The sequence below is a fragment of the Kitasatospora sp. NPDC085879 genome, assembly GCF_040686255.1.
Taxonomy (GTDB): Bacteria; Actinomycetota; Actinomycetes; order Streptomycetales; family Streptomycetaceae; genus Kitasatospora.
Genome location: NZ_JBFBJZ010000010.1, coordinates 51,227 through 76,259, shown reverse-complemented (window position 1 = coordinate 76,259; position 25,033 = coordinate 51,227). Strand labels below are relative to the sequence as shown.

Here is a 25,033-nt window from a genome sequence, read left to right as displayed (position 1 = left end):
CACCGTCCAGACGGCAGCGTTTCCGGGCCTGGCTGCTCGAAGGCATGGCGGACACCGCCAAGCAGCACCCCGGCCCGCACGCCGAACTGCCGGAGGAGCACGGCCAGCGCTGGTGGCGGGTGATGTGCCTGACCGGCCTGGACTACTTCTCCACCCTCGGCTACCAGCCCGGCATCGCCGCCCTCGCGGCCGGCCTGCTCTCGCCGGTGGCGACCATCGTGCTCGTGCTCGTCACGCTCTTCGGCGCCCTGCCGGTCTACCGGCGGGTCGCGAAGGAGAGCCCGCACGGCGAGGGTTCGATCGCGATGCTGGAGCGGCTGCTGAGCTTCTGGCAGGGCAAGCTCTTCGTGCTGGTGCTGCTCGGCTTCGCCGCCACCGACTTCCTCATCACCATCACACTGTCGGCCGCCGACGCCACCGCCCACCTGGTGGAGAACCCGCACCTCCCCAGCAGCCTGCAGGGCCGCGAGGTGCTCATCACGCTGCTGCTGATCGCGCTGCTCGGCGCCGTCTTCCTGAAGGGGTTCGGTGAGGCGATCGGGGTCGCGGTCGTCCTGGTCGCGGTCTACCTGGCGCTCAACGTGGTGGTCGTGGCGACCGGCCTGTGGCACGTGCTGACCGATCCGAACCTGATCACCGACTGGACCCACGCGCTGACCGCCGAGCACGGCAATGTGATCGCCATGATCGGGGTCTCGCTGATCACCTTCCCCAAACTGGCCCTCGGCCTCTCCGGTTTCGAGACCGGCGTCGCCGTCATGCCGCACATCAAGGGCGACCCGGAGGACACCGAGGAGAAGCCGGTCGGCCGGATCCGCGGCGCGCGCAAGCTGCTCACCACGGCCGCCCTGATCATGAGCGTCTTCCTGATCACCAGTAGCTTCATCACCACTCTGCTCATCCCCGCGCCCGCATTCGAACCCGGCGGCGCGGCCAACGGGCGTGCCCTCGCCTACCTCGCGCACGAGTACCTGGGCAGCGCCTTCGGCACCGTCTACGACATCTCGACCATCGCCATCCTCTGGTTCGCCGGCGCCTCAGCCATGGCCGGCCTGCTCAACCTGATGCCCCGCTACCTGCCGCGCTACGGCATGGCCCCGCACTGGGCGCGGGCCGTCCGGCCGACCGTGCTGGTGCTGACGGCGGTGGCCTTCCTGGTCACCTGGATCTTCGACGCCAGCGTGGACAAGCAGGGCGGCGCCTACGCCACCGGTGTCCTGGTGCTGATCAGCTCCGCTGCCGTCGCGGTCACCATCGCCGCGCACCGGGCCGGGCAGCGCCGGCTGACGGTCGGCTTCGCGGTGATCGCCGCGGTCTTCCTCTACACCACCGGGGCCAACATCGCCGAGCGCCCGGACGGTGTGAAGATCGGTGCCTGCTTCATCGCGGCCATCATGATCATCTCGCTCGCCTCGCGGCTCGCCCGCGCCTTCGAACTGCGGGTCACCGACGTGGCCATGGACACGCTCGCCGAGCGGTTCGTCCGCGACGGCACCCACCGCGAGATCCGGCTGATCGCCAACGAGCCGCACCGCCGCGACCTCGCCGAGTACCGCGACAAGATCCACCAGATCCGCTCGGACAACGCCATCCCAGCCGAGGACGACCTGGTCTTCGTCGAGGTCACCATCCGCGACCCCTCCGACTTCGAGGCGGAGCTGCAGGTGCGCGGCGAGGTCCTGCACGACCGCTACCGGGTGATCACCCTGGAGCACTCCAGCGTGCCCAACGCGCTCGCCGCGCTGCTGCTGCACATCCGGGACGCGACCGGACAGCAGCCGCACATCTACTTCGAGTGGACCGAGGGCAACCCGTTCGCCCAGTTCCTGCGGTTCTTCCTGTTCGGCCAGGGCGAGGTCGCGCCGGTCACCCGCGAGGTGCTGCGCGAGGCCGAATCCGACCCGGCGCGCCGCCCGCACGTCCACGTCGGCTGACCGCGGACTGCTGCCCGCTGACCCGGGGACCGGGGCTCAGGCCGCTGGGGCCCAGGCCGGGGTGCGGCCGTGGACGTGCGGGCGGCGCAGCGGACTGCAGAACCTCGCGGAGCGGGCGCGGGGCGTGGGCGGCGGCTTCGAGCTGTCCGTCCCGCAGGACGGCGGCGCCCGACTGGTGTGGTCGGCGCCGCTCGTCCTGCGCTGAACGGGCGTCCGCAGCCCGCCCCGTCCGTGCGGCGGTCAGCGCCGCTCGCGGCCGAACTCGCAGCGCAGCGCCCGGTCGACGCCCATCAGCCGGATCACCCGGGACGGCTGGCGGGGGATCGCCCGCAGGATCACCGAGGCGTCCGCGGCGCAGCGGCCGTTCAGCCGCAGGAAGAGCTCGACGCCGGAGCTGTCGCAGAAGGTCACCCCGGCGAGATCGAGCACCAGCTCGCCGCCTCCGCGCTCCAGCAGCGGCAGGAGCCGCGGCTCCAGTCGGCCGGCGGAGTGCAGATCGAGCTCGCCGCGCAGGGCCACCACGGTGCGGCGGCCGGGGAACTGGCGGCTGACCGAGGCGATTCCGGCCTCGGTGTGCGGTGCGGGAACGGGCAAGGAGGCCTCCTGTGCGATGCGGCTCGAGCAGTCCGCCGCCGCCTGGCGTCCTCGCAAACTCCGGCGGCGGCGGACCGGCTGACACTTCATCAGATCGACGGTGCGGCGGGCGAGGGCCGAAGGTCCCGGCTGCGGGCCGGATCGGCGGCAACCCTGGGCGGAGCGGCGGCAACTGAGGGACGGACACCATCCCTCACCTCCACGGAGTCGCGCCATGTCCGATCCTTCGCACCGCCGTCCCGCCACCCGCCGCCGGCTCGCCCTCGCGGGGGCCGGAGCGGTGGCCGTCCTCGGTCTGGGCGCCGTGCCGCTGGCCCTGCACGCCGGTGCCTCCACCGGCAGCGCGTCCAGCGGCGGCGCGTCCACCGGCACGGCGTCCACCGGCGGTTCGGCGGCGGCCGATCTCGCCCACGCGGTGCTGCCCGCCAAGGACGGGTGGGCGGCCGAGGGCGCCGGCACCACCGGCGGCCGGTCCGCGGACGCCGCGCACACCTTCACCGTCTCGACCCGCGCCGAGCTGGCGAAGGCGCTGACCGCCGGGCCCGCGGGGGCGCCGCGGATCATCAAGGTCAGGGGCGTGATCGACGCCAACACCGACGACGCCGGGAAGGCCCTCGGCTGCGAGGACTACGCCGCCGGCACCGGCTACTCGGCCGCCGCGTACGCCAAGGCCTACGATCCCGCCGTCCGGGGCCGGACCAGGCTCCCGTCCGGCGGCCAGGAGGACGCCCGTCGCGCTGCCCAGGCCAAGCAGGCCGCGAGGGTCGTCCTGACGGTGCCCTCGCACACCACGATCGTCGGGGTGCCCGGCACCGGCGCCGGCATCACCGGCGGCAACCTGACGGTGCGGAACGCCGAGGACGTGATCGTCCGCAACCTCGCCCTCACCGACGTCCGCGACTGCTTCCCGCAGTGGGACCCGACCGACGGCCCCACCGGCAACTGGAACTCCGCCTACGACGCCGTCTCGCTGCGCGGTGCCACCCACGTGTGGATCGACCACAACACGTTCTCCGACGCACCGCACCTCGACTCGGCCAACCCGACCCGGTTCGGCCGCGAGTACCAGGTCCACGACGGGGCACTGGACATCACCAACGCCTCCGACCTGGTCACCGCGTCCTACAACCGCTTCACCGACCACGACAAGACGATGCTGATCGGCAGCAGCGACAAGGACACCAAGCTCCGCGTCACCCTGCACCACAACGTCTTCCAGGGCGTCGTGCAGCGCGCCCCGCTCGCCCGCGTCGGGCAGATCCACCTCTACGACAACTACTACGACACCGCGAAGCTCGACGGCTACACGCACGGGTACAGCGTCAACTCCCGGGCCGGAGCGCAGATCGTGGCGCAGAACAACCACTGGCGGCTGTCGTCCGACCGGAAGGCCTCCCAACTGCTCAGCGGTGACGGCACGGGAGCCTTCGCGGGCAGCGGAAACCTGGTCAACGGCGGCGTGGTGGACCTGGTCGCCGCGTACAACGCCGCCAACTCCAGGAAGATCAGGGCGACCGTCTCCTGGCAGCCCGCCCTCGCCGCCGGGCTGGAGCCCGCCGCGGCGCTGCCCGAGCAGCTGCCGCGGAAGGCCGGCGCCGGCGTGCTCACCGAGAGCGGCGGCGCCGCCACCGGCGCGGCGAGCGGCCGTACCCTGACGGTCGCCGCCGACGGCTCCGCCGCGTACCGCACCGTGCAGTCAGCGGTGGACGCGGCCGCGCCAGGGGACACCGTCCTGATCGCGCGCGGCACCTACCGCGAGACGGTGAACGTGCCGGCCTCGAAGAAGGGGCTGACCCTCAAGGGCGCCACCGGGAACGCCGAGGACGTGGTCCTCACCCACGACAACGCGGCCGGCACCCCGCGGCCCGGCGGCGGAACGTACGGCACCGAGGGCAGCGCCACCCTCACCGTCTCGGCGAACGACACCACCGTCACCGGCCTCACCGTGCAGAACACCTTCGAGCGCGCCGCCCACCCGGAGACCACCGCCACCCAGGCCGTCGCCCTGGCCGCCCGCGGAGACCGCCAGCAGTACCTGAACTCCCGTTTCATCGGGCACCAGGACACCGTGCTGAACTGGGCGCCCACCGCCACCGGCCAGTACCGGCAGTACTTCCGGAACTGCTTCGTCGCGGGCGACGTGGACTTCCTCTTCGGCAACGCCACCGCCGTCTACGACCGGGTGAACATCACCCTGCGCGACCGCGGCGCCGCCGCCGGCGGCAACAACGGCTACCTGGCCGCGCCCAACACCGACGCGGCCAAGCCGTACGGGATCCTCGTCACCGACAGCACGATCACCAGCACCGCCAAGGCCGACACCTTCCACCTCGGCCGCCCCTGGCGGACCGGCTCCACCGCCGTCGGCCAGTTCGTGGTCCGCAACACCGTGCTGCCCGCCGCGGTGAAGCGGACCGCCCCCTGGACGGACATGGGCGGCTTCTCCTGGAAGTCCGCCCGCTTCGCCGAGTACGCCGACTCGGGCCCGGGTGCCGCCGTCACCGCCGGCCGCCCGCAGCTGACCGCCGCCCAGGCCGCCACGTACACCGCCCGGGCCTACCTGGCCGGCACCGACGGCTGGAACCCGGTCGGCTGACCGGCCACTGACGACACCTCGGAGAGCCCCTCGGAAACATCCACGCCGCCGCGGCAACCTTCCTCCGCCGGGCGGCAACCAGGGAGCGGACACCGGCCGGCCCGCCCTCGCGGGCGCGGCGGTCCGGTGCCGGGCGGCCCCCGCGTCGGCGGGGCCACGCGCCCTCCCTGTCCCGACAGTTGCCAAGGAATCGTGAGACGTGAGCAAGCGAGCGATACGCCCCAAGCGCGGCAGGATCGCGGCCCTGGGCGGCGTGGCCGCCCTGGTGACCGCCGGCATCGCGGGCGGCCTGTGGGCCGGCGCGGACGCGGCGGCCCCGGCCCCGGCCACCGGTGGCTCCTACACCCTGGTGAGCGCCGCCGGAGGACTCTGCCTGCAGGCGCCCGCGGAGGGCGCCGGGGCCCAGCTGGCGCAGCAGAACTGCGGGGCCCGGGGCCAGACCTGGCGGCTGGCCGCCGCCGACGGCGGCTACCGGCTGGTCGCCGCCGGCACCGGCCTCTGCGCGGGTGTCCGGGACGCCGAGTCCGGTGCGGGCGCGGCCGTGCAGCAGGAGGCCTGCGACCCGGCGGCCGCCTCCCAGCGCTGGACGCTGACGGCGGTCGAGGGCGGCCACCGGATCGTCAACACCGGCAGCGGCAAGTGCCTGGCGGTCAAGGACGGTTCGACCGCGGCCGGCACCCCGGTGCAGCAGAACTCCTGCGACTCGGCCGCCGCCAAGCGGTGGACCTTCAAGGCGGTCACCGGAACCCCGGCCCCCACCGCGAGCTCCTCCGCGAGCACCACGGCCACCACGAAGCCCACCGCGACGGCCAAGCCCACCGCGACCGCCACCGCCAAGCCCACTGCCACTGCCACCGGCGCCACCGGCACGGTCCCGGCCTGGCCGGTGCCGCAGGGCGCCGATGTGCCGCTGACCGAGACCCGGAAGGTCGCCACGCTCTTCGACGGCGGCGGCCGCCGCTTCGTCGGCAAGGGTGGGCTGGGCACCGGCGGCCAGTCCGAGAACCAGCCCGCGATGTTCGAACTCGCCGACGGCGCGGTGCTGCAGAACGTGATCCTCGGCGAGCCGGCCGCCGACGGGGTGCACTGCAGCGGCAGCTGCACCCTGCGCAACGTCTGGTGGGAGAACGTCGGCGAGGACGCGGCCACCTTCAAGGGCACCTCGGCCTCCCAGGTGATGACCGTCGACGGCGGCGGTGCGCGCGGCGCCGCCGACAAGGTCTTCCAGCACAACGGCCCCGGAACCTTCGTGATCAAGAACTTCCGGGTGGAGGACTTCGGCAAGCTCTACCGCTCCTGCGGCAACTGCAAGACCCAGTACCCCCGCCACGTGGTGATCGACAACGTGATCGCCACCGCCCCCGGCAAGAGGATCGTCGGTATCAACGCCAACCTCGGCGACACCGCGAGGATCACCCGGCTGACCGTCGTCGGCGACAGCGGCAAGAAGATCACCGTCTGCCAGCGCTACACCGGAGTCACCTCGGGCGAGCCCGAGGAGTCCGGCAGCGGGCCGGACGGCGCCAACTGCCGCTACACCGCAGCCGATGTGACGTACCGTCCCTGAACCGCCGTCCGGCCCGGCCGCCGCGGGAGCGCGTTCGGCGTTCCTGTGGCGGCCGGGGCGGCGGCGCCGCTACGGTGTGCGCCATGGGGTTGGGATCTTGGTGGCGCGGCTCCGCCGCGGCCGCCCGCAGACAGCAGGGCGACACCGCGCCGCTCTCCGAACAGGCCGTACTCGCCGCGGTGGCCGATCGGTTGACGGAACTCAGCGGCGACACCTGGACGTTCGAAGGGGACCGGGTCACCGGCCCGGGCGGCACCGCGGTGGCCGTCGGCGCCCCGCACGGCGAGGGCCCGGCCCACCTCGACCTGATCCTCCTGCCGGACGCCGGGCGGCCGCAGCAGAGCGCGGTGCGGGACTGCGTGTCCGGCATCGAGGCGGGCGCCGAGCCGGCACTGCGCCGGGCGGTCGAGGTCTGGGCCGCCACGACCGGCGTCACCCTGCTCGAACTCCTCGCCCACAACGGGCGGTTCGCCGGCCACCTGCACCCCGACGACGCGGACGCGCTGCCCGGCTGGCACGCCGTGCACGGCGGAATCGTCGGCTGGGGTGCCGGCGACCGGCAGGGCGCCGTCCAGGACTGGATGCTCGCCCGGCCGGTCCTGCCGCGGCTGGCCGCCGCTCTCGCGGACGGCTTCGACCGGGACCGCCTGGTCGGGATCTCGCTGCTGTTCGGCGGCGGGGCCGGCCGGGAGACCGCCGAGGTCCGGGTCGACGGCGAACTGCACGAGCAGGCCTCCAAGGAGCTGCTCGCCCTGGACTGGCCGCGGGTCGCCGAGGGCACCGCGTACGCCAGGACCTTCGTGCTGCTGGTCCGGCCTAAGGGTCGCTGAGCGCCGCGGCCACCGCACGGCCACCCGCTCGTAGGGGCTCAGGCTCCCGCGAGCGGGTAGACGTGCGCGCCGTCCGGGCCCGGGTAGCCGGGTAGCCAGCGGGCCAGCACCAGGCCGGACGGGTGGAACATCGGGGTGGGCAGCGCGTCCACCGGGAACCGCTCCCAGCCCGCGCAGCTGTGCGGCTCGGTGACGAGGGCCGGAGCGTCGCTCGGCGGGGCGAGGACGGCCGCGGTCAGCCGGGGCCGGCCCAGCTCGTGGTCGAGCAGCACGGCCAGCACCCGCATCCGCGCGGCGGGCAGCACGATGCCCGTCTCCTCGGCGAGTTCGCGGGCGGCGGCCTCCTCGAAGGACTCGCCGGTGCCGTCGACCTTGCCGCCGGGCAGGCTCCAGGTGGGCGGCTCCCCGGCGGTGGTGCGGCGGCCGACCAGGACCCGGCCGTCGGTGGTCGGGACGATGACGCCCGCGCCGATGATCGGGCCGGTCACCAGGCGGCCTTGGCGTAGTCCTTGAGGAAGCAGCCGTACAGGTCCTCGCCGAGCTCGCCGCGGACGATCGGGTCGTAGACCCGGGCCGCGCCGTCGACCAGGTCGAGCGGGGCGTGGAAGCCTTCGTCGTGCAGCCGCATCTTCTCCGGGTGCGGGCGCTCGTCGGTGATCCAGCCGGTGTCGACGGCGGTCATCAGGATGCCGTCGGTCTGGAACATCTCCTGGGCGCTGGTGCGGGTGAGCATGTTCAGCGCGGCCTTGGCCATGTTGGTGTGCGGGTGGCCGGCGCCCTTGTAACCGCGGCTGAACACGCCCTCCATGGCGGAGACGTTGACGACGTACTTGCGGCGGGCGGGGGAGGCGGCCATCGCCGACCGCAGCCGGCTGATCAGGATGAACGGCGCGGTCGAGTTGCAGAGCTGCACCTCCAGCAGCTCCATCGGGCCTACCTCCGAGACGGTCTGCACCCAGCTGTTGGTGGACGCGAGGTCCGGCACCAGGCCGCCGGCGTCGATGGCGGTGCCCGCCTCGATCCGGGCCGGCGAGGCGGAGCCGGTGACCAGGGCGAGCGAGGTGACGTCCTCGGCGGTGATCCGCTCGCTGCCGCCGGTGGCCTGGCCGGGCAGCGCCGGGAGGTCCACGCCGCCGCTGCCGAACCGCCCGATCACGGTGGACGGGGGCAGCACGCCGGCCGGCAGCGGGGCCGACTCGGCGGCCACCAGCTGGCGGTACGACTCCGGCGGGCGGCGGACGGTCTGTGCCGCGTTGTTGATCAGGATGTCCAACGGGCCGTCCGCGGCGACCTCGTCGGCCAGCGCCATGACCTGCGCCGGGTCGCGCAGGTCGATGCCGATGATCTTCAGGCGGTGGATCCACTGGTCGCTGTCCGGCATCGCCTTGAAGCGGCGGATCGCATCGTTGGGGAAGCGCGTGGTGATCGTGGTGTGTGCGCCGTCCCGCAGCAGGCAGAGCGCGATGTACATGCCGATCTTCGCGCGGCCGCCGGTGAGCAGCGCACGCCGCCCGGTCAGGTCCGCACGCGCGACGCGGCGGGCGTGGTTCAGCGCCGCGCAGCTGCGGCACAGCTGGTGGTAGAAGGCGTCGACCTCGACGTACCGCTGCTTGCAGGTGTAGCAGGAGCGGGGGCGCTCGAGGATCCCGGCGATCTCGGTGGTGGTCTCGGTGGTGAGGCCGAAGGCGCCGGCCGTCTCGTCGTCGATCCGGCCGGGCGCGCCGGTCGCCGTCCGTGCGGTGACCGCCCGGTCGTTCGCGGTCTTGCGGGCGCGGGTCTCCTGCCGGCGGCGCTGCTTCAGCGTGCGGAAGACGCCGCCGACGGCCTGGCGGACGGTGATCGCGTCCGGGTGGTCCACGTGCAGGGTGTCGAGCTCCGCGAGTACGTCCAGGCACATGGCCAGGCGCTCGGGGTCGATACCCGGGCCGAAGTCGACCTCCTGGTCGTCGTCCTGCTCGATCTGGATCTGAGTGTCCGGGCCCGCCGTCATGCCTGTTGCCGCTTCCCGTTGTGCGCCGCCTGTACCGGCGAATGCTACGGGAGTGCGTGGAATCCACGCGAAAGGTAATGGCTGAAAAGCGCTTGCGATGGTTACCGATGGCTCGTAGTGTAAGAGATGCACCGGCAATCCGGCCATTACCGACGGGAGTGGGGCATGACGACCTGGCACGACTGGCAGCGCAGCTGGGACCGGCAGCAGGAGTGGTACCTGCCCGACCGCGAGGAGCGGTTCCGGGTGATGCTCGACCTGGTCGAGGCCACCGCCGGCCCGGCGCCGCACGTCCTCGACCTGGCCTGCGGCACCGGCTCGATCAGCGAGCGGCTGCTCGCCCGCCTCCCGGGGGCCGTCTCGGTCGGCGTGGACGTCGACCCGGCGCTGCTCGCGATCGCCCGCGGCCACTTCGCCGACGAGCCGCGACTCACCCTCGTCACCGCGGACCTCAACGACCCGCACTGGGCGAAGCGGCTGCCCGACGGCGAGCCCTTCGACGCCGTGCTGACCGCCACCGCGCTGCACTGGCTCACCACCGACGCCCTGGTGCGGCTCTACGGCGATCTCGCCCAGGTGGTCCGCCCCGGCGGGCTCTTCCTCAACGCCGACCACATGCCGCAGCCGGACACGCCGCTGCTCAACGCCGCGGACGCCGCCCGGCAGCGCGCCCGCCAGGAGCGGGAGCGTGCCGAGGGCGTCCTGGACTGGGCCGGCTGGTGGCGGGCCGCCGCCGCCGACCCGGCGCTCGCCGAGGCGGTCGCCGCCCGCTTCGCGATCCACGGCGAGCACGCCGACGGCGACAGCCACCCCGCCGAGTGGCACGCCGCCCGCCTGGTCGAGGCGGGCTTCCGGGAGGCCGGGGTGGCGTGGCGCTCGGTCAGTGACGCGCTGGTCGCAGCGGTGCGCTGACTGGCAGCTCGTCCAGCTCGATCCCGAAGTGCTCGCGGTAGGCGGCGAGCGCCTGCTCCGCGGTCAGCTCCCGCTCGCTGCGTGAGCCGTCCGCGCCGGTGCGGATCAGCCGGGTGCCGGCGAGGGTGATCCGGCCCTCGGCGGTCAGCCGCGAGCAGGTCGTCGACCGGGTGAAGTGCGAGTCCGGCGAGGTCGCCTGCCACCAGCAGGTCGGTCCGAAGTCCGCCAGCGCGTACGGCCGCAGGTCCAGCCGGTACTGCGGATCGCCGTCCATCAGCACGTCCAGCCCGGGGCCGTGCTCGGCGAGCGTGAACCGCCCGGCCGGGTCGGCCTGCGGTCCCCGCTCGTCGAGCCGCAGCGGGTGGTGGCTGAACCGGCCGAAGCCGACGTCCACCAGCCAGGGCCCGTCCAGCTCGACCCGCAGCGCCATGTGGTCGAACGGCGGACCGACCCGGCCGTCCTTGCCGAACACCCGTGCCGCCAGCAGCTCCACCCGGTAGCCGAGCGCCCCGAGCAGTGCGGCGAAGGCGCCGTTGAGCTCGTAGCAGAAGCCGCCGCGCCGCCGCTCCACGAGCTTCTCCCAGAGCGCCTGCTCGGTCAGCACGATCGGCTCGCCCCGCGCGACGCTCAGCGTCTCGAACGGCACCGCGGAAAGGTGCGCCAGCTGCAGCGCGCGCAGCGCCGCCGCGTCCGGCTGCCCCGGCCGCGGCAGGCCGATCCGGTCCAGGTAGGCCGCCACCTGTCGCCCGTCCACCTGTTCTCCTCTTCGTCCGTGCGCGGACGGCCCGTCAACCGGGCCGGCCATCGCGGTCCTGACACCTCGTCCGAAACCAACGACGAAAAAATGTTTGAGATTCCTGTTATCCCCTCCCGCCCCACGGATCTCCCAGGTGTCGGCAAGCACCAATCCTCCGAGGGCCGACGAGGAGAGACACGTGTCACGCAGGAAGACGTCGCACCGTCGCCGAAATCGCCGTGGACTGATGTTCACCGCAACCGCCGTCACCGCGGGACTCATCGCGGGAGCCTTCACCATCGGCTCCGTGATGGAGGGCGGCAAGCCGCTCCGGACCTCCGCCGACGCGGCCATCGCCCAGGAGCTGGACCCCTCGCCCGCCGCCGGCCCGCTCCACAACGAGGCGCCCGCCCCGGTCACCTCCATACCCAAGGACGACCCGGCCCGCGGCCTGGTCTACGGCGGACTCGTCCCGGCCGCCAGCGGTGACAAGTGCGTCGGTGTCTACAAGGTCGACAACCAGGGCCTGTGCACGCACGGCCCGGACGCCCCGCCGCGCGGCGTCGACGTCCACAAGAACACCGCGCCGGCGGTGGCCACCACCGAGCAGCCCGCCGACCTCACCCCGCCCGCGGCCGCCGCCGCACCGTCCGCCTCGGAGCTGCTGAGCGACGCTCCGCCCGTGCTGGACCTGCAGAGCGGCAAGGCACTCGGCGGTTCCGCCGCGCCCGCCGGCACCCCCTCGGCCGGAGCGGGGGCCGCGGCCGAAGGCTCCAAGGTGGTCTGCGACGGCGACGGCTCGACCGGCAACCGCGTCCAGGTGATGTACGTCCACGCGCCGGGCAGCGACCGCTTCGCGCAGTACCTCGCCTCCTTCAAGAAGTGGGCGGCGGACACCGACACCATCTACAACGCCAGCGCCCAGGAGACCGGCGGCGTCCGGCACATCCGCTTCGTCACCGAGGCCGACTGCACCGCCTCGGTGCTGAACGTCGAGCTGTCCGCGGCCTCCCTGCAGGAGTTCGGCGCCACCAACAAGGCGCTGGCCGCCCAGGGCTTCAACCGCAAGGACCGCAAGTACATGATGTTCGCCGACGCGAACGTGTACTGCGGCATCGGCACCTTCAACGGCGACGAGCGCCCCGGCCAGGACAACCTGTCCAACTTCGGCCCGTCCTACGGCCGCACCGACAACGGCTGCTGGGGCGGCTCCACCGCCGCCCACGAGCTCGGCCACAACCTCGGCGCCGTCAACAACAGTGCCCCGCACACCAGCAAGGGCGCGCACTGCGTCGACGAGTGGGACATCATGTGCTACTCCGACTCGCCGTACTACCCGAAGATGCAGACCCTCTGCCCGAACCGGGCCGAGGACGACCGCCTCGACTGCAACCACGACGACTACTTCAACACCAGCCCGCAGCCGGGCAGCTACCTGACCACGCACTGGAACATCGCCAACAACCAGTTCCTGTTCGCGAACGGCGGCACCAACCCCAACCCCAACCCGACGCCGACCCCGAGCCCGACCTCGGCCGACCCGACCAAGTCGCCGACGCCGACCCCGAGCCCGACCAACCCGACGCCCACCCCCAGCCCGAGCCCGACCGGCGGCACCACCGCGCCCAAGGTGACGGTCGGCCAGATCACCGCGAACTCGGCCGTGCTCAGCTGGACGGCTGCCACCGGCGCCACCGGCTACGACCTGCAGGTCAACGGCCGCTCCATCGCGACCGTCACCTCCACCGTCGTCCGCCTGGTCAACCTCAAGGCCGACACGGAGTACAAGGTCGCCGTCGCGGTCAAGGACGCCTCCGGCAAGACCGCCAAGCCCGGCCGCACCACCACCTTCCGCACCGCCAAGGAGGCCGGCCCCGCGCCGACCAAGCCCGGCACCCGCTACCTGATGATCAACAGCCTGACCGGCCAGGCCGCCGACATGTGGGGCGGCTCCACCCGCGACGGCGCCGTGCTCATCGGCTACCAGCGGCACGGCTACTCCAACCAGCAGTGGCTCTTCGAGGACACCGGTGACGGCTTCCTGCGGATCCGCTCGGCCCGCTCCGACAAGTGCCTCCAGCTCGGCGGCCAGGCCGTCGCCGGCCAGTACGTGATGCAGGAGCCCTGCTCCACCGCCGACAACCAGAAGTGGAAGATCGACTCCGCCGGCAGCGGCTACGCGCTGACCGCCAAGGGCTCCTCGCTGGTCCTCGGCACCAGCAAGCGCTGGTACTACGGCGGCTGGCTGCTGGAACTGCAGCAGCCCAGCGGCCAGTCCTACCAGAACTGGACCATCCAGGCCGCCTCCTGACGAGGCGCCCCGGGCCCGGTGGGGCGGGAGTCTCCCGCCCCACCGGGCCGCCCCCGTCCCGCCCGGCCCGACCAGGAGCCACCGTCATGCGCCTGCGCACCATCACCGCCGCCACCGCCCTCACCGGACTGACCGTGCTCGGCACGGCCCACTCCGCGGCCGCCCACGGCGACACCATCGCCTTCACCGTCTCCAGCCTGGCCGACGGGCACCTCACCGCCGTCGCCACCTGGGAGAACGACCACGACCCAGTGGACGAGAAGGTCGCCGGCACCCTGAGCGCCACCGCGCAGGACGGCCGCGCGGTCGGTCCCTGGCCGCTGGTCGCCGTCGCCGACAAGCCCGGCACCTACACCACCGCCCGCCAACTCCCGCCCGGCCACTGGAAGGTGGTCGTCGAGTCGGGCTTCCCCGCGCTCGGCCGCGGCGAGGCCGAGTTCGACGTCACCGCCGTGCCCGGCACCGCGCCCAGCAGCGGCCCGGTGGCCCCGGTCGGCACCCCGTCCGCCGGCGCCTCCGCCGAGCCGGTCCGGACCACCGAGGCCACGGCGGACTCCGACAGCGCCTGGACGTGGGCGGTCGCCGGCGCGGTGGTGCTGGCCGCCGCCGCGGCCGCCGGCACCCTGCTGCTCCGGCGCCGCCGCGCCGCCCGCTGAGGCCCGTTGAGGCACGTACCGCCCGTGCCGGGCCGGCCGGCTGCGGCGCCCCGCCACCGGGCCCGCCGCAGGCCGGGGGCCGCTCCGCGCGTCCGGGCCGAACGTCTCCCGCCGGATACAAGGGCGACAAGTCGCCTCGTCTATCTGTCGACAGCTGGCCACGGCCGACGGGTTGTGCCGTCCCTGCCACCACGGGCCACCATGAAGACATGGACACCGACACGATCGTCCGCACCCGCCGGGCCCTGCACGCCGTCGCCGAGACGGTCCTCGCCGGGCCGCAGTACCGGGAGAGCGGCACCATCCGACTGCGGGCCTACCCCGGCGGCTTCGCCACCAGCGCCGAGCCGTTCCTGCAGGTCATCGGCGACCAACTGATAGCCCCCGGCCACCACCTCGTCCTCCGGCGCACCACCTGCGCCGCCCTCGCCGCCGCCGTCGGTGTCCAGCCCGGCCCGCCCGAAGGCCTCTACCACGACGGCTCCGGCGCCGCCGCCGACGACCCCGTCGACACCGACCCGCAGGCCGCCCAGTGGATCGCCCACTGCCTCGGCGCCGGCGACACCGCGCTGCGCCGCCTCGCCCCGGACGAGGAACCGGTGCTCTGGCCCGAGCACTTCGACATCGGCATCACCGTCGACGAGGTCAACTACGGCGTCTCCGCAGGCGACTCCTACCAGCCCGAGCCCTACGCCTACGTCGGCCCGCACACCGCGCGCACCGGCCCGTTCTGGAACGCCCCGTTCGGCGCCGCCCGTACCGTCCGCGAACTCGGCGGCGCCGACGCCCTCACCCGCTACTTCGACGAGGGCCGGCGGCTCGCGGCCGACTGAGCCGGCCCGCCCGAACGGGCCTCCCGGCGGTAGCGGTCCAGCACGTCCTGACGCAGCAGCGCCCCGAACCCGGCCGCCTCCAGCCGCAGGCCCAGCTGCGCCTCCGTGCCGTTCAGCGCGGCCGCCGCCGACGGCAGGTGCCAGTCGTGCGCGGCCAGCGTGTCCAGCAGGAAGCCGCGCCGCACCTGCGCCTCGGAGAGCCGGAAGGTCTTCAGGTAGGCGATCCGACCGTCCTCGTCCGTGATCGTCTCGCCGATGTGGTTCTCCCGGCCGGGCCGGAACTCCGGCAGGAACCGTCCCAGGGTGAACCGTCCCATCCGCCGCACCGGCCGGATGCGCAGCTCTGCGGCGAGCAGTCCCGCCGCCATCGTGCCGTCGTGGAACTCGGCCCAGGCCCGCTCCTGTTCCTCCACCGCCGCCCGCAGATCGGCCGGCGTGCGGACGCCCGGGCCCGGGATGCTCGCCCGGAAGTCCGGCACCGGGGCCGACAGCAGGGCGTAGTGGTGGATCAACTCGCCGAACAGGTCGTGCACCAGCGTCGGGTGCAGCGCCCGGTAGTCCTCCGGATGCGGCACCGCGAAGGCCGCCGCCAGGGCGTCCGCGGTGTACACCAGCACCCCGCACTGCCCGCGGTGGATCTCGAACACCCGCAGCGCGTCCGCCAGTCCGCGCACCTCGGCACCCCGGTACGCCTCCTCGGCCCGCGGCGAGAGGCCGGCCCGCACCGCCCGCTGCGACCACTCCTCCCACACGATCGTCGGCCCGCCGAAGTGCAGCGCCAGATAGCCCTCCAGGGCCAGGTGCAGCGGCAGGAACCGCAGCCGGTTCGAACCCTCCCGGCGGGCCGTCCGCCGGTGCGGGCGCACCGGGACGCGCGCCGGCGGCTGCTCGCCCAGCGAGGTGCCGTACGCGGCCGCGGAACCGTCGTCCGTCCAGTCCGCGACGAAACCGTGCGGCACATAGGACACGTAGTGGGTGCGGGGGCCCAGCGACACCGGCGTGTACGCGTCCCCGTACACCCGGCGGTGCAGCCGCAGGTCGACGACCGGCTCCTCGCGCAGCAGCGGCACCAGCCGCACCCCGCCCCACACCTGGGCGGGGCCGGTGGCCAGGCCGGTCAGGTCCAGCGTGCTCATCGGGGTCCCTCCCCGTCGTGGTGCCCGCGCGCCGCGCCGCCGGCCGCCAGGAAGGCCGCCGTCCGCTCGGCCAGGTACGCGGTCAGCTCGGCCAGGCCGGTGCGGCCCTCCGCGAAGCGGGCGATCCCCACCAGCGGCACCAGGTCCTCGGCGTCCCGGATACCCGCGGTCGGCACCCCCGGTGCGAGCCGGCGCACGTCGAAGCCGTCCGCGTCCCAGACCGGGCTGAGGTGCACGATCCGGGTCGCCCCGTCCGGGTCCAGCCGGGTGCGCCACACCCGCAGCACCTCGGCGGCCAGCCCGGGCGGGGCGTTGTCCCAGCCGTCCGAGACGACGACCAGCTGCTCGGGGCCGGTCTCCAGGGCGTCCAGGATCCGCCGGCCGAGCGGGGTCGCCCCGGACGGCCGGGCGAGCAGCGCGTCGGTGCGGCCCGAGGTCCACCGCGCCGTGTACTCCCCGGCCAGCACCGCCAGCAGATGGTGGCAGGCCAGCGCCACCGCCAGCGGCCGCCGCCGCTTCTGCCCGGAGCCGTACGAGGAGAAGCTGTCGTCCAGTACCGCCGCCACCCGGCCCCAGCTGCCCGCGCGGGCGCCCGCCGTCCGCCGGGCCGCGGCCTCCAGCGCCGCGGTCAGCTCGGCCCGGCGGGCCACCCGATCCGCCACCGGCAGGCCCAGCACGTAGCCGGCCAGCCGGGTCAGCGGCATCCGCGTCAGATCCGCCGCCACCGCCGACGCCCCGGCGTCGCGCGCCGACTCCTGCAGCCGCAGCCGCTCCAGCCGGGTCATCCGCGGAGCGATCCGCTCCAGGAAGGCCGCCCGCGGGATGCCGTGCTTCGCCGCGAACCCCTCCGCGACGGTGTACGGCAGCTCGTACACCGCCGACTTCTGGTAGTGCGCGCGCCGCCAGGCGTCCAGCAGCGGCGTCTCGAAGTGCCCGTTCCGCGCGTCCGACGTGCCGCGGAAGGCGAAGTCGCCCAGTTCGGGGCCGGGCGGGGCCAGGTGCGCGTGCCGCAGCGCGGTGCGGAAGCCGCCCCGGTACTTCACCGCGTCCAGCGCCGGGTCCGGCCGCGCCGCGATCCAGTCCCGGATCAGCGCCCGCGTCCGCCGGTTGTTCACCCCGGCCCGGCGCAGCTCGCCGAACAGCCGGTACACCCGCTGCGGCGGCATCAGCGCCAGGCGTCGCGAGATCAGCCGGCCCTCGGTGCGGCGCTGCTCCGCGGTGGCGTCCCGGGCGGACTCCAGCAGCCGGCGCACGATCAGCGCCGCATTGTGGTCGTTCACGTCCAGCGCCAGCACCGCGGCGTACAACTCGCGGTAGTTGCCCAGCATGTAGGCGTGCAGGAAGTCCAGCGAGAGGCGCTGCTCGGCCGCGTCCGCGTGGAACTCCCGCTGGCCGGTCGCCGTCACCGCCGCGTTCACGAACAGCAGCACGTCCTCGGCGGCGACCAGATCACCCAGGGTCTCCATGGCCCAGCCCCTCGTCGGTGCCTCGTCGATGTGGAGGCCGGCCGGGGAATGGGGGCACGAGCTGCGAATTATCGCTGTAGAGGCGCCTTCCGGAAGTCGCACCGGAGTCCCGCGGCCGGCCGGACGACGGTAGCAGACCGCCGGAGGGTGCCTCAGCGGCTTTTTCGGCGGCCCGGGCCACGGCTCTTGTTGACGAATCGTCAGCAAGTTCTGCGCAGTGTATTGACGGTGTACCGCCACAGATCTACAAGAGAAAGGAGCTCCGGCGCCCCCGACCTGCCCGGAGCGGCGAACGTGCGTCTTCTCGAACCCCTCACCGAGGAAGAGGCCCACCCATGCGACCGTCCAGCCGCCCTGCCCTGCTCGCCGCCGCCGTCCTCGCGGCCTGCGCCGCTGTCGCCGCCCCGGCCGTCCCCGCCGCCGCGACACCCGGGACGGCCGCCGCCGTCCCGGTCCTCACCGCCGGAGGCGCCGACGGCGCCGCGGTCGCGGAGGGCGACGCGCTCGCCGCACCGCTCGCCACCGGCACCCGGGCCACCTTCTACTCCACCGCCACCAGCACCACCGGGGTCACCTGCGCCACCTCGCAGTTCACCGCCAAGGTGCTGAGCAACCCCGCCGCACCCGGCACCGCCACCGAAGCCCTCACCGGCATGGCCTTCGGCTCCTGCACCAGCAACGTCACCGGCGTCACCTCGGTGAAGAGCCTCACCGTCGGCAACCTCCCGTACACCGTCGCGGTCGACGACGGCGCCGGCCTCCCCGTCACCCTCACCCCCGGCACGGCCGGACCGATCCAGGCGAACGCCGTGCTCGCCACCTGGTTCGGCACCATCACCTGCACCTACCAGCTCAGCGGCGCGTTCACCGGCACCGCCGACAACACCGCCCACAGCCTCGCGTTCCACAACGAGCACTTCGCCAAGAGCGGCGGCTCCGGCCTGTGCCCCGCCGACGGCTACTTCTCCGCCACCTACGGCCCCGTCACCGACTCCAGCCTGCCGGGCAGCCCCGCCGTCCACATCAACTGACCGACCACCGCCCCGGCGGGCCCGCGGCCACCCGCCACGGGCCCGCCGGGGCCCCGCACCCGGGACGGCACGCCGACCGGCCGGCGATCAGGCCACGGCTACGCGTCGGAGCCGTTGCGGCCGCCCGCGCGGCCCGTCCAGGTCGGCTCGACCACCGCCCAGTCGGTCTGCCACTCCTCCTCGGCCCGCCGCTGCAGTCGGCTGCGCCGCACGCTGTAGCCGACGGCGCAGGCCAGCGCCGCGCCCGCCCAGCCGCCCAGCACGATGAACCCGGTGGTCGCCACGATGTCCGAGGTGGACCGCGGCCCGGCCGTGGCCCGCCCCGCGTTGTCCACCCACACCTGGACCTTCGAACCCGGCCCGGCCGAACTCGGCACCGCCGCCTCCTCCGTCACCGTGTGCCCGGCCGGATACGTCCACGTCGCCATCGCCCGGTAGCCGCCCGCCGGCGCACCCGAGGCGCTCAGATCCGCCTGCTGCGGCTCACTGCGGACCACCGCCGGCACCCGGTGCAGCCGGGCCGCCGCCTGCGCCGCATCGTGCTGCGCCGACCAGTACAGCAGCAGCGCCGCCGCCCCCGCGCCGACCGCCGCCACCACCACGGCCAGCCACGCCGCCAACAGGGCACGACTGCGCGACCGGTCCACCGGCCGCCACAGCGGCCCGGCGTTCGCGCCGACCGCAAGCCGCAGATGCACCACCAGGCGCCGCCACCGGGCATGCCCGCAGCGGCCGGGGAAGTGGGTGCGCATAGTACGCCTCCTACCGCCGGCTTCGGACTCAAGCGTCTCTCCAACCGGCCCCACCGGCACCCCGCCACGCGCACCCCGCCACGAGCACCCCCACTCGGCCCACTCCCACCTGCGGCGACCACCGACACCGCCGCAGGCGGTCACTCAGGGCACATGAGGGTGGCTCCGCACGGGCGGTGCAGGCTCCTCCGCTCCACGGCCGCACCCGCCGTCCGCCCGCCGCGCCCGTCGGCACGGCTGCCCGGCCCGCGGCGGCGGTGCATGCTGGAGGCGGAAGCCGCACCCTGTCCGCCGCCCGGCCGCCGAGCCGGGAGGCCGTGCCGACGGGAGGCCACAGTCGATGGCTGCCGATACCGGGACGAGCACCGGGACCACCACCGCCTGGGTCGTCGACCACCCCGCCCCTGCCGCCGACCGCCCGCTGCGCCGGGTGGAACGGCCGCTGGAGCCGCTCGGCCCGCGCGGGCTGCTGCTGGAGGTCCGGGCCTGCGGGGTCTGCCGGACGGACCTGCACCTCGCCGAGGGCGACCTCGCCCCGCACCTGCCGGGCTGCCCGCCGGGCCACGAGATCGTGGGCCGGGTGGTGCGCGCCGGGCCGCAGGCGGAGGGCTTCGCCGCGGGGGACCGGGTCGGTGCGGCGTGGCTGGCCGGGACGTGCGGCGTCTGCCGGTACTGCCTGTCCGGGCGCGAGAACCTCTGCCCGGACTCCCGCTACACCGGCTGGGACGTGCCCGGTGGCTACGCCGGCCATGCCGTGGTCGACGCCGACTACGTCTACCGGCTGCCCGAGGGTCCCTCCGACGAGGAACTCGCCCCGCTGCTGTGCGCGGGCATCATCGGCTACCGCGCGCTGGAACGCGCCGAACTCCCGCCCGGCGGCCGCCTCGGCCTCTACGGCTTCGGGGCGTCCGCGCACCTGACCGCCCAGCTGGCGCTGGCCCGCGGGGCCCGGGTCCACGTCCTCACCCGCTCCGCGGACGCCCGCCGGCTCGCCCAGGACCTCGGCGCCAGCTCCGCCCGCGGCGCCGACGACAGCCCGCCCGAGCCGCTCGACTCGGCGATCCTCTTCGCACCGGTCGGCGACCTCGTCCCGGTCGCCCTGGCCGCCCTCGACCGCGGCGGCACCCTGGCCGTCGCCGGGATCCACCTCACCGACATCCCACGGCTCGACTACCGCCAGTACCTGTTCCAGGAGCGGACCCTGCGCAGCGTGACCGCCAACACCCGGGCCGACGGCCGCGCCTACCTGGCCGAGACCGCGGCCCACCCGCCCACCGTGCACGTCCGCCGCTACCCGATGAGCCGCGCCCCCGAGGCCCTCGCCGACCTCGCCGCCGACCGTGTCACCGGAGTCGCCGTCCTCGTCCCCGACTGACCATCGACGTTCCGGCACGACGTCCGGGCCGGGCTTCCGGGCGATGGTTCGTGAACGGGCCGTTGGGCCCTACCGTTGGGGGCGGGGAGGGGCAAGGATCGGGGCACGGCAGTTGGGAGGCGGACATGGGGCACCGTTCGGTGGAGTCGGTGATGAGCCGGGACGTCGTCCGGGTGATGCCGGCGACCGGATTCCGGGAGATCGTGGCGGTGCTGGCCGAGTTCGAGATCACGGCGGTGCCGGTGGTGGACGGCGAGGACCGGCCGGTCGGCATCGTGTCGGAGGCGGACCTGCTGCGCACGCTGGCCGCGCAGGACGACGGCCTGCCGGCGGGCGGCGGTCCCGGCTGGGAGGGTGCCCTCGACGACGGCCGTGCCGCGGTGACCGCAGCGGAGCTGATGACCGGCCCGGTGGTGTGCACCGCCCCGGAGGCGAGCGTGGTGGCGGCGGCCCGGCTGATGACCGGGCACCGGGTGAAGCGGCTGCCGGTGGTGGACGCGGACGGCCGGCTGGTCGGCCTGGTCAGCCGGGGCGACCTGCTGCGGGTGTTCCTCCGCGAGGACCGGCTGATCCACCGCGAGATCGTCGAGGAGGTGCTCGGCGCGGTGGACGGCGTGAGCCCCGCCCTGGTCGGTGTGGAGGTGGTGCAGGGCCGGGTGGTGCTCAGCGGCACCATCGACCCGCCGCAGCTGGCCCCGCTGGTGGTCCGGCTGTGCCGCTCGGTCGACGGCGTCGTCTCGGTCACCGACCGGACGGGCACCGGGCCCGCCGAGCACGACCGGGTGCCCGAGCCGGTGCTCTGACCCCGGTGGCCCGGCCCGCGGAGCCGACCCGCCGCCGAGCGCGGCCCCCGCTCAGCCGCGCAGCGCGGCCAACAGCGCGCAGGTGAACACCGCTGTCACCCAGGTCCACAGCACCGACAGGGCGACGTGCGCGGCGGTGCGCAGCCGGTCGCCGCGCCACAGCTTCGGGGAGAAGACCGCGAACTCGAAGAGCCAGCGGATGCCCCAGAAGAGGGTCTGCGCGGTGAGCAGGGCGGTGCCGAGGCGGCCGCCGGCGAGCAGGTCGGGGGCGAGCAGCAGCGGCAGCAGGCCGAGAACGGCGCAGGTCAGCCCGATGAAGAAGAGGTGGGCGTAGGAGACCTGACGGGTCAGCAGGGTGGTGCCGGCCAGGTCGGCTGGCCAGCCGATGAGCCGCGGCAGTACCGCGTGCAGGGCGCCCATGCCGATCAGGGCCGCGCCCACCAGTCGCAACTGGCCCTCCAGGGTGAGCAGCTGGCTCACTGCGTGCCTCCGCTCCGCAGGTCGGGTCCGGGCGCCGCGAAGGCGAAGGCGGTGACCAGGCCGCCGATCCGGCGTTCCGCGACCGGGTGCAGGCCCGCACCGGCCGCGGCCGCGAGCCAGTCGTCGCGCCGGAAGAAGTGCCAGGCGCCGGGGCCGAACACCGCCGTGTTGGCGGCGTCCCGCAGGTGTTCGACCAGCACCAGCCGCCCGCCGGGGCGCAGCACCCGGGCGCACTCGGCGAACAGGGCCCGCCGTTCGGCGGGTCGGCGCAGCTCGTGGGCGGCGAAGACCAGGAACACGGTGTCGGCCGAGCCGGTGGCGGCGGGCACCTTCTCGGGGCGTCCGGCGGCCGTGCCGGGGACGGGCGGTACGAGGCGGCGGGCCCTCCGGATCGAGCCCTCGGTCATGGTCGCCGGGTCGTAGAGGTCCACCCGGCGCTGCGGGTGCCCAGGCCAGCGGGCCGCGAGCGGCCGGCTGGCCTCGTCCAGGCCCGAGGAGACGACCAGGTGGTCGCCGGGTCCGGCGGGCAGCAGGTCGTCCAGCCAGCTGAAGGCGTGCAGCTCCGAGCGGTCGTACACCCACCAGCTCGCGGCGATGCTGCTCGCCAGCAGCCCCGCCGCGGTGGCGGCCCCGGCCCGGGCGAGCCGGGCGGCCGGCCCGGGCAGCCTGCGGGCGAGCGCCCAGCCGGCGCCGGCCGTGAGGCAACCCGCGGTGTACATCGGCCAGTTGTACCGGACCACGGCCCGCGCCCCGGACGGGCGCGGCACACGCGGGTCACCGCTGCCCGGCGTCACAGCTCGGCCCCGTTCTCGGCGCGGCGGTAGCCGGCCTCCCAGCCGTACTCCAGGTCGGCGACGTGGAAGGCGTTGGCGAGGACGGGCCGGCTGCCGGCGAAGGGGCCGTGGTCGAAGAAGGTGGGCGGGGTGGGCAGGTCGACCGCGACGGGGGTGGGCTCCCAGTGCGTCCGGGTGGCCTTGACCACCACGATCGAACCCGTCTCCGGCTCGTGCTCGAAGGTGTAGGGCAGCGGCCCGGCGAACCGGCGGGCGTCCTTCGCGGTGGCGAACGGGCTGCCGGCGGGCAGGTCCGCCGGGGCGCTGCCCAGGTCGGCCCGGACGTGCAGGTCGGCGCGGCCGTCCCGGCTGACGATCCGGAACTCCAGGGTGTCGCCGACCACCCGGCTGCCGATCCGGGCGAGCCGGTAGTGGTAGCGGGAGAGCAGGTTGCCGCCGAGGGTCATGATCCGGCTGTCGGTGTCGCTGCGGAGGATCTTCAGCCCGCGCATGGTCCGCCCGCCGGGGGTGCGGAAGCGGGTGAAGATCCGGTACCCGGTGAGGATCCGGTCGGTGCCGAACCCGGCCGGCAGGAAGGCCGGCCGCAGGTCCCGGGTGTCCACCAGCGCGGCGGCCACGAAGCCGTGCTCGGTACCGGCCGGGTCGGTGTACGTGTCCAGGGCGAGGCCGGGCGGCAGCAGCGGCTCCAGCACCTGTGGCGGCAGGGCGTAGGTCAGCACCAGGGAGTGCGCGAACCGGGTCCGCATCGGGACGGGATGGCGTTGCAGCAGGTGCCTCATGCGAGGGTTCCCCCGTTCGGTCCGGTGCGGACGACCCGCACCACGCCCCAGATCGCAGAGCGGTCCTCGGCGGCGAGCCCCGGGCCGGCCGGGCCCGGCTCGCGGAGGCTGCGGAGCACGGCCACGCCGCCCGGCCGCACCGCGTGCTCGACCGCGGCGCGCAGCCGGCGGGCGAAGTCCGGCCCGGGCCCGTCCACCACGTTGGAGAGCGTCACCGCGTCGTAGGCGCCGGCCGCGGAGCGCTCCAGGTGTTCGACGACCTCGCCGAGCACCAGTCGCACCCGGCGGCGGTCGGCAGCCGGCACCGCGGCGGCGCCTGGGCGTTCGCGGCCGAGCAGCAGCCGCCACGCCCAGTCGTTGCCGGCGTTGGGGTGGCGGGCGACGGTCCGGGAGATGCGGCGGAGCAGCACGGTGTCGAAGCCGCGCGGCAGGGCGCAGCGGAAGCCCGGCCGCAGGGCCGCGGCGAGCGCCCCGGCCGGCCGCAGTGCGGCTCCGGCGAGCAGGCGGAGCCCTGGGCCGTCGAATCCGTCCGTCCAGCGGCGGTGCTGCTCGGCGGGGTCGTCGAGGCACAGGAAGTCCGTCACGGCGGCGGGCCGCCAGGTGGGCAGCAGGGCGGCCGCGGCTCCTCGGCCGAGGCCGGCCAGCCGTTCGGCGGTGCCGGTCAGCGCGGGTGCGCCGTCGTGCAGGCGGGTGCGGGCGTAGGCGAGCTGGACGGGGTTGAGGTCGAGCGCGGTGACCTCGTACCCGGCGGCGGCCAGGGCGGCCGCGGTGTCGCCGGCGGAGGCGATGCACAGCACGCGGGCGCCCGTCGGCGGGAACACGGCGAGTTCGACGGCCGGGTCCTCGTACATTCGGCCGAACAGCACGCGGGGTCGTCCGGCGGGCCCGGCGAGTATGCGGCCGGCGCTCCACGGGGTGGCCGCCAGAGCGTCGGTGCGGGCCGGTGCGGCGTCCGTGCCGGCCGGTACGGCGTGCGTCGTGGCGCCCGGTGCGGCGGGGGAGGGGTTCACCGGGCCACCGCCCACCGCGGTGCGCGGGTCTCGGCGCCCCTTGCGGCGACGAGCCAGATCAGCGCGAGAAAGGCGATGTCCTGCACGACCAGCCGCCCGGGCTCGGCGATGTGCTCGGCGCCGAAGACCAGCCCGCCGGTGTTGAAGCCGGTCACCAGCGCGGTCTGGACGGCCGCCGCCGCGTACGGGCGGTGCCCGAGCAGGACCCACACGCCGAGCGCGACCTCGGCGAGTCCGATGGTGACGAGCAGTGGTGTGACCGCGCCGGCGGGCAGCAGCGGCACCCCCTCGACGATGGCGCGCTGGTCCGCCCGGCCCGGGAAGACCTTGCACCAGAAGCCCTCGTACCACCACATCAGCGCGACTGCGGCGGCCGGGAGTCGTGTGGTCCGGATGCCGGCCACGAGCCCCCTCTCCTCCCCTTGCCGCTCGCGCGCAGGCGCGGCGG

The 25,033-nt window shown here is 74.7% G+C and carries 24 protein-coding genes; 12 read left to right on the top strand and 12 right to left on the bottom strand.

Translation table 11 applies throughout. From position 1 onward, the window contains the following. Nucleotides 1–44 precede the first annotated feature (44 nt). Together AB0P35_RS10545 and AB0P35_RS10540 are read left to right on the top strand one after the other, a co-directional pair. Nucleotides 45–1,934, top strand: coding sequence for an amino acid transporter (locus AB0P35_RS10545; RefSeq protein ID WP_257018930.1), 1,890 nt, complete (start codon nt 45–47; stop codon nt 1,932–1,934). 61 nt (nt 1,935–1,995) lie between these two features. After that, nucleotides 1,996–2,139, top strand: coding sequence for a hypothetical protein (locus tag AB0P35_RS10540; protein ID WP_363509156.1), 144 nt, complete (start codon nt 1,996–1,998; stop codon nt 2,137–2,139). A 35-nt stretch (nt 2,140–2,174) separates the two neighbouring features. On the opposite strand, the gene AB0P35_RS10535 is transcribed toward AB0P35_RS10540, so the two are convergent. Next, the gene (locus AB0P35_RS10535) at nt 2,175–2,528 is read right to left on the bottom strand and encodes an STAS domain-containing protein (RefSeq protein WP_363509153.1); all 354 of its coding nucleotides are present in this window, start codon (nt 2,526–2,528) and stop codon (nt 2,175–2,177) included. Between the two features lie 214 nt (nt 2,529–2,742). Here AB0P35_RS10535 and AB0P35_RS10530 point away from each other — a divergent pair, with 214 nt between their 5' ends. From AB0P35_RS10530 to AB0P35_RS10520, 3 genes are all read left to right on the top strand, one after another. Further along, entirely contained in the window at nt 2,743–5,124 is a 2,382-nt protein-coding gene (locus tag AB0P35_RS10530) for a pectinesterase family protein (RefSeq protein ID WP_363509150.1), read from the top strand. 199 nt (nt 5,125–5,323) lie between these two features. Continuing rightward, nucleotides 5,324–6,691: a pectate lyase gene (locus AB0P35_RS10525; protein ID WP_363509147.1), complete on the top strand. Its 1,368-nt coding sequence runs from the start codon at nt 5,324–5,326 to the stop codon at nt 6,689–6,691. Nucleotides 6,692–6,774: 83 nt separating this feature from the next. Continuing rightward, nucleotides 6,775–7,521: a DUF6348 family protein gene (locus AB0P35_RS10520; protein ID WP_363509144.1), complete on the top strand. Its 747-nt coding sequence runs from the start codon at nt 6,775–6,777 to the stop codon at nt 7,519–7,521. A gap of 38 nt (nt 7,522–7,559) precedes the next feature. Here the strand turns inward: AB0P35_RS10520 and AB0P35_RS10515 are convergent, their stop codons facing one another. Further along, nucleotides 7,560–8,009, bottom strand: coding sequence for an NUDIX domain-containing protein (locus AB0P35_RS10515; protein WP_363509141.1), 450 nt, complete (start codon nt 8,007–8,009; stop codon nt 7,560–7,562). After that, nucleotides 8,006–9,511 (bottom strand): SDR family NAD(P)-dependent oxidoreductase, encoded by a 1,506-nt coding sequence (locus AB0P35_RS10510; protein ID WP_363509138.1) that lies wholly within the window; start codon nt 9,509–9,511, stop codon nt 8,006–8,008. Before AB0P35_RS10510 ends, AB0P35_RS10515 begins: the two co-directional genes overlap by 4 nt. A 165-nt stretch (nt 9,512–9,676) precedes the next feature. Here AB0P35_RS10510 and AB0P35_RS10505 point away from each other — a divergent pair, with 165 nt between their 5' ends. Next, entirely contained in the window at nt 9,677–10,423 is a 747-nt protein-coding gene (locus tag AB0P35_RS10505) for a class I SAM-dependent methyltransferase (RefSeq protein ID WP_363509135.1), read from the top strand. Here AB0P35_RS10505 and AB0P35_RS10500 read toward each other — a convergent pair. Further along, nucleotides 10,392–11,177: an arylamine N-acetyltransferase gene (locus AB0P35_RS10500; protein ID WP_363509132.1), complete on the bottom strand. Its 786-nt coding sequence runs from the start codon at nt 11,175–11,177 to the stop codon at nt 10,392–10,394. The two genes, AB0P35_RS10505 and AB0P35_RS10500, sit on opposite strands and share 32 nt — an antisense overlap. Nucleotides 11,178–11,406: 229 nt before the next feature. On the opposite strand from AB0P35_RS10500, the gene AB0P35_RS10495 reads away from it, so the two are divergent. The 3 genes from AB0P35_RS10495 to AB0P35_RS10485 all read left to right on the top strand — a co-directional run bounded on the left by AB0P35_RS10495 (nt 11,407) and on the right by AB0P35_RS10485 (nt 14,959). Beyond that, nucleotides 11,407–13,470 (top strand): RICIN domain-containing protein, encoded by a 2,064-nt coding sequence (locus AB0P35_RS10495; RefSeq protein ID WP_363509129.1) that lies wholly within the window; start codon nt 11,407–11,409, stop codon nt 13,468–13,470. 86 nt (nt 13,471–13,556) lie between these two features. Further along, entirely contained in the window at nt 13,557–14,126 is a 570-nt protein-coding gene (locus AB0P35_RS10490; protein WP_363509126.1) for a hypothetical protein, read from the top strand. Nucleotides 14,127–14,335: 209 nt separating this feature from the next. After that, nucleotides 14,336–14,959 (top strand): hypothetical protein, encoded by a 624-nt coding sequence (locus AB0P35_RS10485; RefSeq protein ID WP_095871858.1) that lies wholly within the window; start codon nt 14,336–14,338, stop codon nt 14,957–14,959. On the opposite strand, the gene AB0P35_RS10480 is transcribed toward AB0P35_RS10485, so the two are convergent. Both AB0P35_RS10480 and AB0P35_RS10475 read right to left on the bottom strand, forming a co-directional pair. Further along, complete coding sequence (locus AB0P35_RS10480; RefSeq protein ID WP_363509123.1) at nt 14,923–16,095, bottom strand: hypothetical protein; 1,173 nt, start codon at nt 16,093–16,095, stop codon at nt 14,923–14,925. The genes AB0P35_RS10485 and AB0P35_RS10480 overlap by 37 nt on opposite strands. Then, entirely contained in the window at nt 16,092–17,561 is a 1,470-nt protein-coding gene (locus AB0P35_RS10475; RefSeq protein ID WP_363509120.1) for a hypothetical protein, read from the bottom strand. Before AB0P35_RS10475 ends, AB0P35_RS10480 begins: the two co-directional genes overlap by 4 nt. Nucleotides 17,562–17,896: 335 nt before the next feature. Here AB0P35_RS10475 and AB0P35_RS10470 point away from each other — a divergent pair, with 335 nt between their 5' ends. After that, on the top strand, nt 17,897–18,592 hold the full coding sequence (locus AB0P35_RS10470; protein ID WP_363509117.1) for a Tat pathway signal sequence domain protein: 696 nt from the start codon (nt 17,897–17,899) through the stop codon (nt 18,590–18,592). Nucleotides 18,593–18,690: 98 nt separating this feature from the next. Here AB0P35_RS10470 and AB0P35_RS10465 read toward each other — a convergent pair whose 3' ends face one another. After that, on the bottom strand, nt 18,691–19,344 hold the full coding sequence (locus AB0P35_RS10465; protein ID WP_363509114.1) for a DUF3592 domain-containing protein: 654 nt from the start codon (nt 19,342–19,344) through the stop codon (nt 18,691–18,693). Between the two features lie 340 nt (nt 19,345–19,684). On the opposite strand from AB0P35_RS10465, the gene AB0P35_RS10460 reads away from it, so the two are divergent. Both AB0P35_RS10460 and AB0P35_RS10455 read left to right on the top strand, forming a co-directional pair. Then, nucleotides 19,685–20,719, top strand: a complete 1,035-nt coding sequence (locus AB0P35_RS10460) for a zinc-dependent alcohol dehydrogenase family protein (protein WP_095871853.1) — start codon at nt 19,685–19,687, stop codon at nt 20,717–20,719. A gap of 125 nt (nt 20,720–20,844) precedes the next feature. After that, complete coding sequence (locus AB0P35_RS10455; RefSeq protein ID WP_363509110.1) at nt 20,845–21,522, top strand: CBS domain-containing protein; 678 nt, start codon at nt 20,845–20,847, stop codon at nt 21,520–21,522. A 51-nt stretch (nt 21,523–21,573) separates the two neighbouring features. On the opposite strand, the gene AB0P35_RS10450 is transcribed toward AB0P35_RS10455, so the two are convergent. The 5 genes from AB0P35_RS10450 to AB0P35_RS10430 all read right to left on the bottom strand — a co-directional run bounded on the left by AB0P35_RS10450 (nt 21,574) and on the right by AB0P35_RS10430 (nt 24,989). Next, nucleotides 21,574–22,002 (bottom strand): hypothetical protein, encoded by a 429-nt coding sequence (locus AB0P35_RS10450; protein ID WP_363509107.1) that lies wholly within the window; start codon nt 22,000–22,002, stop codon nt 21,574–21,576. Further along, nucleotides 21,999–22,721 carry a class I SAM-dependent methyltransferase gene (locus AB0P35_RS10445; protein WP_363509104.1) on the bottom strand — a complete coding sequence of 241 codons (723 nt, stop codon included), beginning with the start codon at nt 22,719–22,721 and terminating at the stop codon, nt 21,999–22,001. The genes AB0P35_RS10450 and AB0P35_RS10445 overlap by 4 nt, the downstream gene beginning before the upstream one ends. A gap of 71 nt (nt 22,722–22,792) precedes the next feature. Continuing rightward, nucleotides 22,793–23,575, bottom strand: a complete 783-nt coding sequence (locus tag AB0P35_RS10440; RefSeq protein WP_363509101.1) for a DUF2071 domain-containing protein — start codon at nt 23,573–23,575, stop codon at nt 22,793–22,795. Then, nucleotides 23,572–24,585 (bottom strand): hypothetical protein, encoded by a 1,014-nt coding sequence (locus tag AB0P35_RS10435; protein WP_363509098.1) that lies wholly within the window; start codon nt 24,583–24,585, stop codon nt 23,572–23,574. The genes AB0P35_RS10440 and AB0P35_RS10435 overlap by 4 nt, the downstream gene beginning before the upstream one ends. Further along, complete coding sequence (locus tag AB0P35_RS10430; RefSeq protein ID WP_218835703.1) at nt 24,582–24,989, bottom strand: DoxX-like family protein; 408 nt, start codon at nt 24,987–24,989, stop codon at nt 24,582–24,584. Before AB0P35_RS10430 ends, AB0P35_RS10435 begins: the two co-directional genes overlap by 4 nt. Nucleotides 24,990–25,033: the final 44 nt, after the last annotated feature.

What these genes read in the sequence shown, in the direction of transcription:
- AB0P35_RS10545 (WP_257018930.1), top strand. Translation starts at nt 45, where the DNA reads ATGGCGGACACCGCCAAGCAGCACCCCGGCCCGCACGCCGAACTGCCG.
- AB0P35_RS10530 (WP_363509150.1), top strand. Translation starts at nt 2,743, where the DNA reads ATGTCCGATCCTTCGCACCGCCGTCCCGCCACCCGCCGCCGGCTCGCC.
- AB0P35_RS10520 (WP_363509144.1), top strand. Translation starts at nt 6,775, where the DNA reads ATGGGGTTGGGATCTTGGTGGCGCGGCTCCGCCGCGGCCGCCCGCAGA.
- AB0P35_RS10510 (WP_363509138.1), bottom strand. Translation starts at nt 9,511, where the DNA reads ATGACGGCGGGCCCGGACACTCAGATCCAGATCGAGCAGGACGACGAC.
- AB0P35_RS10505 (WP_363509135.1), top strand. Translation starts at nt 9,677, where the DNA reads ATGACGACCTGGCACGACTGGCAGCGCAGCTGGGACCGGCAGCAGGAG.
- AB0P35_RS10495 (WP_363509129.1), top strand. Translation starts at nt 11,407, where the DNA reads ATGTTCACCGCAACCGCCGTCACCGCGGGACTCATCGCGGGAGCCTTC.
- AB0P35_RS10490 (WP_363509126.1), top strand. Translation starts at nt 13,557, where the DNA reads ATGCGCCTGCGCACCATCACCGCCGCCACCGCCCTCACCGGACTGACC.
- AB0P35_RS10485 (WP_095871858.1), top strand. Translation starts at nt 14,336, where the DNA reads ATGGACACCGACACGATCGTCCGCACCCGCCGGGCCCTGCACGCCGTC.
- AB0P35_RS10480 (WP_363509123.1), bottom strand. Translation starts at nt 16,095, where the DNA reads ATGAGCACGCTGGACCTGACCGGCCTGGCCACCGGCCCCGCCCAGGTG.
- AB0P35_RS10475 (WP_363509120.1), bottom strand. Translation starts at nt 17,561, where the DNA reads ATGGAGACCCTGGGTGATCTGGTCGCCGCCGAGGACGTGCTGCTGTTC.
- AB0P35_RS10470 (WP_363509117.1), top strand. Translation starts at nt 17,897, where the DNA reads ATGCGACCGTCCAGCCGCCCTGCCCTGCTCGCCGCCGCCGTCCTCGCG.
- AB0P35_RS10465 (WP_363509114.1), bottom strand. Translation starts at nt 19,344, where the DNA reads ATGCGCACCCACTTCCCCGGCCGCTGCGGGCATGCCCGGTGGCGGCGC.
- AB0P35_RS10460 (WP_095871853.1), top strand. Translation starts at nt 19,685, where the DNA reads ATGGCTGCCGATACCGGGACGAGCACCGGGACCACCACCGCCTGGGTC.
- AB0P35_RS10455 (WP_363509110.1), top strand. Translation starts at nt 20,845, where the DNA reads ATGGGGCACCGTTCGGTGGAGTCGGTGATGAGCCGGGACGTCGTCCGG.
- AB0P35_RS10445 (WP_363509104.1), bottom strand. Translation starts at nt 22,721, where the DNA reads ATGTACACCGCGGGTTGCCTCACGGCCGGCGCCGGCTGGGCGCTCGCC.
- AB0P35_RS10440 (WP_363509101.1), bottom strand. Translation starts at nt 23,575, where the DNA reads ATGAGGCACCTGCTGCAACGCCATCCCGTCCCGATGCGGACCCGGTTC.